This is a genomic window from Weissella sp. DD23 (assembly GCF_001579105.1).
Classification (GTDB): Bacteria; Bacillota; Bacilli; order Lactobacillales; family Lactobacillaceae; genus Weissella; species Weissella cibaria.
Map to the genome: position 1 here is coordinate 77117 of NZ_KQ970394.1, position 8932 is coordinate 86048.

8 protein-coding genes and 1 pseudogene are annotated in these 8932 nt (G+C 47.3%); 7 read left to right on the plus strand and 2 right to left on the minus strand.

From position 1 onward, the window contains the following. Both WEIDD23_RS07800 and pgmB read left to right on the plus strand, forming a co-directional pair. Positions 1 to 882, plus strand: an 882-nt coding sequence (locus tag WEIDD23_RS07800; RefSeq protein ID WP_278279472.1) for a glycosyl hydrolase family 65 domain-containing protein, incomplete at its 5' end; no start/stop codon positions are given. Position 883: 1 nt separating this feature from the next. Further along, positions 884 to 1555 (plus strand): beta-phosphoglucomutase, encoded by a 672-nt coding sequence (gene pgmB / locus WEIDD23_RS07805; RefSeq protein ID WP_010370970.1) that lies wholly within the window; start codon positions 884 to 886, stop codon positions 1553 to 1555. Positions 1556 to 1660: 105 nt separating this feature from the next. Here the strand turns inward: pgmB and WEIDD23_RS07810 are convergent, their stop codons facing one another. Both WEIDD23_RS07810 and WEIDD23_RS15020 read right to left on the minus strand, forming a co-directional pair. After that, positions 1661 to 2137 carry a GntR family transcriptional regulator gene (locus WEIDD23_RS07810; protein ID WP_347474451.1) on the minus strand — a complete coding sequence of 159 codons (477 nt, stop codon included), beginning with the start codon at positions 2135 to 2137 and terminating at the stop codon, positions 1661 to 1663. Continuing rightward, positions 2123 to 2215 (minus strand): annotated as a pseudogene (locus tag WEIDD23_RS15020) (GntR family transcriptional regulator); the annotation flags it as partial. The pseudogene WEIDD23_RS15020 and the gene WEIDD23_RS07810, both read right to left, overlap by 15 nt. Before the next feature lie 425 nt (positions 2216 to 2640). Here WEIDD23_RS15020 and WEIDD23_RS07815 point away from each other — a divergent pair. The 5 genes from WEIDD23_RS07815 to WEIDD23_RS07835 form a co-directional block, all read left to right on the plus strand. Beyond that, entirely contained in the window at positions 2641 to 4191 is a 1551-nt protein-coding gene (locus WEIDD23_RS07815; protein WP_010370964.1) for an MFS transporter, read from the plus strand. Continuing rightward, positions 4192 to 5853 (plus strand): mannitol dehydrogenase family protein, encoded by a 1662-nt coding sequence (locus WEIDD23_RS07820; RefSeq protein ID WP_029237439.1) that lies wholly within the window; start codon positions 4192 to 4194, stop codon positions 5851 to 5853. After that, positions 5846 to 6967 carry a mannonate dehydratase gene (gene uxuA, locus WEIDD23_RS07825; RefSeq protein ID WP_010370958.1) on the plus strand — a complete coding sequence of 374 codons (1122 nt, stop codon included), beginning with the start codon at positions 5846 to 5848 and terminating at the stop codon, positions 6965 to 6967. Before WEIDD23_RS07820 ends, uxuA begins: the two co-directional genes overlap by 8 nt. 2 nt (positions 6968 to 6969) lie before the next feature. Beyond that, the gene (gene uxaC, locus WEIDD23_RS07830) at positions 6970 to 8376 is read left to right on the plus strand and encodes a glucuronate isomerase (protein WP_010370955.1); all 1407 of its coding nucleotides are present in this window, start codon (positions 6970 to 6972) and stop codon (positions 8374 to 8376) included. Positions 8377 to 8401: 25 nt separating this feature from the next. Continuing rightward, on the plus strand, positions 8402 to 8932 hold a 531-nt coding region (locus WEIDD23_RS07835; protein ID WP_062358890.1), incomplete at its 3' end, for a bifunctional 2-keto-4-hydroxyglutarate aldolase/2-keto-3-deoxy-6-phosphogluconate aldolase.

Below are 8932 nucleotides of genomic sequence, written 5' to 3' on the forward strand. Positions count from 1 at the left end.
GTGCACTATTCAGCGCGCAACGACGCGTACATGATTCACGGGGTCACGGGACCGAACGAGTACGAAAACAACATTAACAACAACTACTACACAAACTGGATGGCCAAGTGGGTGCTGCAATACACGTTGGACAATGCAGACACGTTTACATCAACTTATCAGGAAAAGTTGGCCATTTCGGCAGAAGAAAAGGTGCAATGGCAATTAATTGTCGACAAAATGTATTTGCCTGAAGCTGATGTGAAGGATGTCAATGATGTGGATCGGCATATCTTTGTCGCCCATGACACGTTCCTCGATAAGGAATTAATTCCGGTTCGTGATTTGGATGCCTCACAATTACCAATCAACCAGCACTGGTCATGGGATCGCATCTTGCGCTCACCGTACATCAAGCAATCAGATACATTGCATGCGATGTATTATTTCCCAGATGCCTTCACCGAGCAACAAAAGCGAGATAATTATGAATTCTACGAGCCATTTACGGTGCATGAATCATCATTGTCACCATCGGTTCACGCTATTTTAGCAGCTGACTTGAAGATGCCCGAAAAGAGTGTGGCATTCTATCAACGCACGGCGCGTTTGGATTTGGATAACTACAATAACGATACGTCTGACGGGTTGCACATCACGTCAATGACTGGTGCTTGGTTGTCGATCGTCCAAGGATTTGCTGGTATGCGTGTGCGTGATGAACAATTGCACTTTGACCCATTCTTGCCAGCTGAGTGGGACGGTTATAAGTTCCGCTTCATGTTCCGTGAGCGTTTGCTTGAGGTGGCCGTCGATCACGATGGTGCGCAAGTAACGTTAATTTCTGGTGATCCACTGACGATTGACGTCTCAGGCGAAACCGTCGCATTGGAGGTGCAATAAGATGACTAAATTTGCAGACATTAAGGGGTTTGCGTTTGATTTGGACGGTGTCATTACGGACACGGCTAAATTTCATACGATTGCCTGGCGTCATTTGGCGGAACAACTCCAAGTGACTTGGACGCCGGAGCTGCAAGAATCGTTGAAGGGCATTGACCGCATGGGCAGTCTCGAAATGATTTTGCAAGCTGGCGGTAAGGAAAATGCGTATACGCAAGCAGAAAAAGAAGGCTTTGCCGCTTGGAAGAACGAACACTATGTTGAGCTCATCGCTGATTTAACACCGGATGATATCTTGCCAGGGATTGCCGCGTTTATTCAGGAACTTAACGATAAGGGCTACCGGGCGAGTGTGGCGTCAGCTTCAAAAAACGCACCGTTTATCTTGGATCGACTGGGCTTAACGGATAGTTTTGTCGGGATTGTTGACCCAGCGACGCTACATGCCGGTAAGCCTGATCCAGAAATTTTTGTCCGCGCAGCTGAAATCTTAAACTTGCCACCAGACCAAGTCATTGGCTTAGAAGATGCGGCAGCCGGAATTGCGTCAATCAACGGGGCCGGTGAAGTTTCGTTGGGAATTGGGGATGCGACCGTCCTTGCGGCAGCGGACCTTAATTTTGCTAGCACAGCTGAGGTCACCTTAGCTAACATTGCGGCAAAACTTGATTAACTCACAACGGTTGATAATCTCAAAAAAATAAACCACTCAAATAAGTTTTGCCACTAAAAGGCCGCCAGTTTCCATTGCGGAGACTGACGGCCTTTTACTGTGATGTCAAAAATAATCAGGATAACTAGCAATGACGGCCAGTTGATCAGCAATCATGTGCTGTAAGTGGGTGTGTGCGATGCGGTATGCCGTGTCAGCATCATCATGACGCAACGCGGTTAAGATTGCTTGGTGTTCAGCAATCAACGCTTGCCAATCTAAGCGTTGCGATGCCACTCGTAACCAGCGAAACCGGTCGAGTTGTTTCGATAAATCTTTTAACCAGCGCCACAGTAATTCGTGGCCTGTTCGCTCGTAGAAAAATTGGTGAAACGCCTCGTCCCGGGCAAAAAAGGTCGCGGTTTCGTTTGCATCAGTCGCTTGTTCAACTAATAAGTTATCCAACCAATCTAAATCAGCCGGTGTTAAACGGGTTAACGCATCACGCATGATTTGCGGTTCAATTTGTTCGCGGGCATAGCGAGCTTGTTCAGCGATTTGTAAGTCAACTTTCGCAATGTAGGTACCGGATTGCGGCACCACAGTGAGTAAACCTTCAGATTTTAGTTGCAAGATGGCTTCTCGAATGGGCGTCCGACCGTATGGCAAATCAGCAGTTAACTTGGTTTCAGTAAATTTTTTGACCTGGTACCAAGTCGAAGGTCAGAATTTGTTGGCGCAACAGGTGATACGCTTGGTCGCTTTGTAGGGGAGTGTGAGTTTTTCGTGTCGTCGGCATGGCGATACTCCTAGTTTAGTGTTTGGTTTTTGGGTGAATTGCAAACAAATTATGAACTGTTTCGTTGATTTTGATACTGTTTTCACAATCCGGAATATAAGAACGAATACATTATAACCGAGCATGGCATGACCTGTATATACGTTTTCACTGGAAAATGACTGACAGTTTCAGTGTGCACTTATTTATTATGTGAATTCAGTAACAAGTTGTCACGGAAAATGCAAACGGTTACAATTCTTTGTGTTGAAACTAATATATCAGTTTCTGAGATTATTTGGTTGATTTTACTTTGAGGAGTGACGATATGTCAAAAAAACGTATTTACCAAGCTAAGCCGATCACATTAGGTCGAGCAGTTGCTTATGGGTTGCCGGATTTGATGGGAGGTGGTGCCTTTACCATCATCGGCGCATTCTTGTTGTATTTCTTTACAACGTTTGCTGGGTTGACTGCCATTCAGGGGGCCACAATTATTGGAATCGCCCGAATCGTTGATGCGGTGACGTCGTTGGTAATGGGAAGTCTTACCGACAATTTCTATCGGACCCGTTTAGGTCAGCGGTTTGGTCGCCGTCATTTCTTCTTAACGATTGGCGCACCACTCATGTTTGCTTATGTGCTGATGTGGATCCCAAACATGGCGTTTCTGTACTACCTAGTTGTTTATTTGTTGTTTGAGATTATTGCCGCCTTTGTTTTGATTCCATGGGAAACACTCCCAACTGAAATGTGCAAGGATTATGCCAGCCGTACCAAGTTGTCATCAGCGCGGATGTTCATTTCAGCCGCTGGAACATTTATGGCGACTTTCGTACCGGGCCAAGTCATTCGCTTGTTGGGTGAAAACAATGCGTCAGCGTACTTCATTAACGCATTAGTTTTTGCTGCAATCTTTGCGGCCGCGATCTTCATTACAAACATGAATACGTGGGAGCGTGAAGTGACGGAAGAGATGATTGCTGAATTTAACAAGCGTCCAAAGTTGAACCCAATCCAGACCGTCCAAAAGGAAATCAAGGATTACCTCTCAACGTTGCGCATCCGTTCATTCCGCAAGCACTTGGCCATTTACTTGTTCTCATTCACCGGTAAGGACGTCTTTAACACCATTTTTGCTTACTTTGTGGTGTCTTGCTTGGGCTTGACGGTAACAGACTCAGCTAACATTTTGTCGTTGAGCTTCGTTGGTATCTTTGTCACGATTGGGGCCGGGGTCTTGATGGTGAAGAAGGGCCCTAAGTTCTTGTTCTTATCAGCTTACAGTTTGATGTTGCTGATGCTGGTTGCCTTCTATGCCGTATTCCAATTGCGTCCCGAAAACATGTTGATGTGGTTGCTGGGAATCGGTTTGGTTTACCAAATCGGTCGCGCCACGCTGGAGTTTACGCCTTGGAACGTCTTTCCGTTGATTCCGGATTTGGATGAATTGTTGACGAAGCAGCACCGTGAGGGAATTTTCGCGGCGGTGATGACCTTTGTTCGTAAGTCAACGGTGGCTGTGGCAACATTTGCCGTCGGTGTCATTTTGGAAAAGGGCGGTTACATTGCTGGTGAAACAACGCAAAGCCTCGCTGCTCAAAACACAATTGCTGGTGTTTTGGTGATTGGAACTGGTGGATTGTTGGTGATTGCGGGTGCATTTGCGATGACATTGCAATTGAACCGTGAAACGCACGGTATTGTCGTGGCCGAAATTGATCGTTTGAAGGCTGGCGGTGCGAAAGCAGACGCCACACCAAAGGTTCGTGCGGTGGTTGAAGCACTAACTGGTTTTGATTATGACGATGTTTGGGATGACAAAAATGTCCCAACAGTGAAAACAGCGCGGGCTCGCGTAGACATTGAGGAAGATTAAATCATGAAACTAACTGATAACTATATGACAGAACGAGAAGCGTTCACTACGATGGGCATTGAAGTGCCAACGTTTGACCAAGTTGACTTGGTAAAGACCGCTAAGGTGACCCCAACGTGGGTGCACTTTGGGGGTGGTAATTTATTCCGTGGTTTTCACTCGGAAGTGGCCCAGAAATTAGTTGCTGCTGGTGAATTGCCGGCTGGCGTGATTGTTGCCGAAACCTACGATGATGCCGTGATTCAAGATGTGTACCGACGTTTTGATAATCGCCACTTGAACGTCACGATGAAGGCGGACGGCTCATTGAAGCGCGAGCTAATTGCCTCGGTTTCGGGTAGCTATACTTTTAATCGCGATCACAAAGCCGATTGGCAGACGATGATGACTATTTTTGCCAAGCCATCATTGCAATTAGCAACGTTCTCGATTACAGAAAAAGGCTACAATCTGCGCCAACCAGACGGGTATTTTACTAATCAAGTTTTGGCTGATTTGGCGACAGACCCACACACTACTGCGCCAGGTAATAACATGGTTGCGACGGCCGCGTTACTATTGCACCGTTTTGAAACCAATGCGACACCGATTGCAATGGTTAGCACGGATAACTTTTCGCAAAATGGTGACCGGTTACGTGAAACGATGCAAACCATTGCCAAGATGTGGGAAACGAATGGTTTTGTGGGCGCAGACTTCATGACGTGGCTTAATCAGGATGTTACGTTCCCGTTGTCGATGATTGATCGCATTACGCCAAATCCGGCTGCGTCGGTGGCTGAAGCGTTACAAGCAATCGGCTTTGCTGATACGGAGTTGATTCGTACGCCGAAGGGCACCAACGTGGCGCCGTTTGCAAATACTGAGGAAGTCCATTATTTGGTTATCGAGGATAACTTCCCAAATGGCCGACCTGATTTTACCAAAGCCGGGGTGTTCTTAACTGACCGGGCGACGGTGAACGACGCAGATGCTATGAAGGTAACGACGAGTTTGAACCCGTTGCACACGGCTTTAGCTATTTTTGGATCATTGTTAAATTACGATTCAATCGCCGAAGAAATGAAAAATGTCGACTTATTGAAGTTGATTCAAAACATTGGCTACGTTGAAGGATTACCTGTTGTGACTGATCCAGGCATCATCTCACCAAAACAATTTATTGATGAAGTGATTAATAAGCGGTTGCCAAATCCGTACATTCCGGACACACCGCAACGAATTGCCACGGATACGTCACAAAAGTTATCGATTCGCTTTGGCGAGACGATCAAGGCTTATGTTGCCGATGAGCACCGGGATGTGAATGATTTGGTCTTCATTCCGTTGACGCTAGCTGCTTGGGTGCGTTACTTGATGGCGGTCGATGATAACGGGCAGCAAATGGCTTTGAGTCCTGATCCGTTGTTGGCGACGCTGCTACCAAAGGTTGCGCCGTTACATCTTGGTTATGCCGGTAACTTGCATGATGTCGTGGTTGATATCTTGCAAGATGAACAAATCTTTGGCGTTGATTTATATGAAGTTGGTTTGGGTGTGCGGGTTGAAAATGACTTGGCCCAATTGTTGAGTGGTGAAGGCGCGGTTGCCTGCACCTTGCATAATGCATTGGCAGCGTACGGTCGATACGACGTTGCAGAAGGAGTAGTAAGTTATGGTTAAGATGGGATTTCGTTGGTACGGTTCACAAGATGATCCAATTCCGCTCAAGTACATTCGTCAAATTCCTGGGTGTGAGCAGGTGGTCGGCGCGTTGTTTGATATTCCTGTTGGCGAAGTTTGGCCCAAGGAGCGTATCAAGGCGCTTAAGGATGAAGTTGAGGCAGCCGGTTTGAAGTTAGAAGTGATTGAGTCGGTTAACATTCATGATGACATCAAAATTGGCTTGCCAACGCGTGACCAATATATTGAAAACTACAAGCAAACGATTCGCAATTTAGCAGAATATGGCATTAAGGTGATTTGCTACAACTTCATGCCAGTTTTCGATTGGGTCCGCACAGATATGCGTTTTGAGTTGCCAGACGGTTCGACTGATTTGGCTTACCGTCATGAAATGGTCCAGGGGACATTGCAAGAAACGCTTGATATGGTGACGAGCCAATCAGAAGGGTTTACCTTACCAGGTTGGGAACCGGAACGTTTGTCAGATTTGAAGAGCCTGTTCGATGCCTATGCCGATGTTGACGAGGACAAGTTGGCGGCCAACATGGCGTACTTCTTGCAAGCTATCATGCCAACATGTGAGGAGATGGATATCAAAATGGCCGTTCACACGGATGATCCACCACGCCCATTGTTTGGCTTGCCACGGATTGTGAAGAACGCAGCTGATTTGCGACGAATCGCTGCTATGTGGGACAGTCCTTACAATGGCTTCACAATTTGCACGGGTTCGCTTGGTGAGAATCCAGCGAATGATGTGCCAGCGATTATTCGTGAGTTTGGGGCACAAGACAAGATTCCGTTTGTCCATGCGCGTAATATCAAGTTCATGGGTGACAACGGTGATTTCCACGAGTCAGCCCACTTGTCTGCAGAAGGTTCACTCGATATGTATGAAATCATGAAGGCGTTGCATGACGTTAACTTCGATGGTTACATGCGTCCGGACCACGGCCGTGATATCTGGGGTGAAGTCGGGCGACCTGGTTATGGGTTGTACGACCGTGCCTTGGGCCTATCATACTTAAACGGTTTGTTGGAAGCATTGGCAAAAGGATCAGCTGATACAACGGAAACGGTTGTCATGACCGAAGAATTTGAGATGGTGTAAGCATGGCATTTTTAGATGATAATTTTATGCTTAAAACGACAGTGGCGCAGCGTCTTTATCACGAGTACGCGGCTGATCAGCCGATTGTGGATTACCACTGTCATTTGAGCCCAAAAGAAATTTATGATAATCAACAACCGGCCAACTTGACCCGGTTATGGTTGAGTGAGGGGACAGTTGGTGATCATTATAAGTGGCGGATTATGCGCGCAAACGGCGTGCCAGAACGTCTGATTACGGGTGACGGTGATGACTATGACAAGTTTGTGGCTTGGGCAGGTACGTTAGAGCGCGCGATTGGTAATCCACTGTTTGAATGGTCACACCTTGAATTGCGCCGTTATTTCGGCATCCATGAGGTACTGAACCGCCAGTCGGCACCGCAGATTTGGGCCCGTGCCAATGAATTGTTGGCCGATCCAGCATTCACACCACGTGAGTTAATCAAGCGGTCGAATGTCGCTGTTGTTGTCACGACGGATGACCCGGCTGATGACTTGTATTATCACCAATTGTTGGCTGATGAAGAAGATGCTTTTCGTGTATTGCCGGGGATGCGTCCAGATGTTGCCATGGCCATCGAACAACTAGATTTCGCATTGTACATGGAAAAGCTGGCAGCGGTAAGTGGGATTGCCATCGATAGCTTCGCCAGTTTGGTAACGGCGTTGGATCAACGTTTTGAGGCATTCCATGCACTGGGGGGACGTATTTCAGATTATGGCCTAAATACGTATCATTATGCAGCCGCAACGCCGGCTGAGATTGAGGATATTTTTGCCAAGGGACTCGCAAATGAGCCGTTAACGGAGTTGGAAATTGCACAGTACACAACCGCCTTTTTGCAGGTCGCGATGCGCCAAAATAAAGCACATGGTTGGGCAATGCAGTACCACATCAATGCCGTGCGTGCAGCGAATAAGCCACAATTTGATGAACTTGGGCCAAACGTTGGCGGTGACTCGGTTGGGACACAGGCCGACATGCCGGACCAGATGCGCTTACTATTTGAAGAGGCACAACGCCAAGGCATTTTGCCAAAGTCCGTTGTCTACTCATTGAATGATAAGGACTGGTTAGAGTTGGTTACGTTGTTAGGTTCATTCCAAGAAGGCCCCACGCAGAAAATGCAGTTTGGGGCAGCATGGTGGTTTAATGATACGCACGATGGGATGGTGAAGCAACTCAAATTATTGGCGAGCCAGGGATTACTTGCTAATTTTGTGGGGATGTTGACGGACTCACGGAGTTTCTTGTCATATCCACGTCATGAATATTTCCGCCGCATCCTGTGCGACGTAATTGGCGATTGGGTGGCAAATGGCCAGGTGCCTGATGACATGGCGTATCTCGGCCAAATTGTGACCGAGATTGCCGGGCAAAATGCCCATGATTATTTTGATATTTAATACACTTTACTAAAGAGGGAAAACAATGAAGCGTTTGAACATTCTAAACAAGTTGCAACAAGCTGGTGTGATTGCCGTGGTCCGAGCCGAGTCAGTTGAAAAGGCAGAGTTGATCGTCGACGCCTTGGTCGACGGTGGCATTAAGGGGATTGAATTGACTTTTACAGTACCGCAAGCGGACGTCTGCATTAAAAACTTGGTCGACAAGTATCGTGGTACCGACGTCATTGTCGGCTGTGGGACGGTGTTGGATGCGGTGACTGCCCGTTTGGCAATCTTGGCCGGGGCGGAATTTGTGGTGAGTCCCTTCTTTGATGTTGAAACAGCCAAGATGGCCAACCTCTACCAAATCCCTTACATGGCTGGGGCGATGAGCATTACTGAGATGAAAGCGGCACTTGAATATGGGGTGGACATCGTGAAGTTGTTCCCAGGTTCTGAGGCATCACCGTCAATGGTTAAGGCGGTTAAGGCGCCATTGCCACAGGTTAACATCATGCCAACTGGTGGTGTGAACTTGGATAACATGGGCGATTGGATTGCAGCTGGCGTTGTG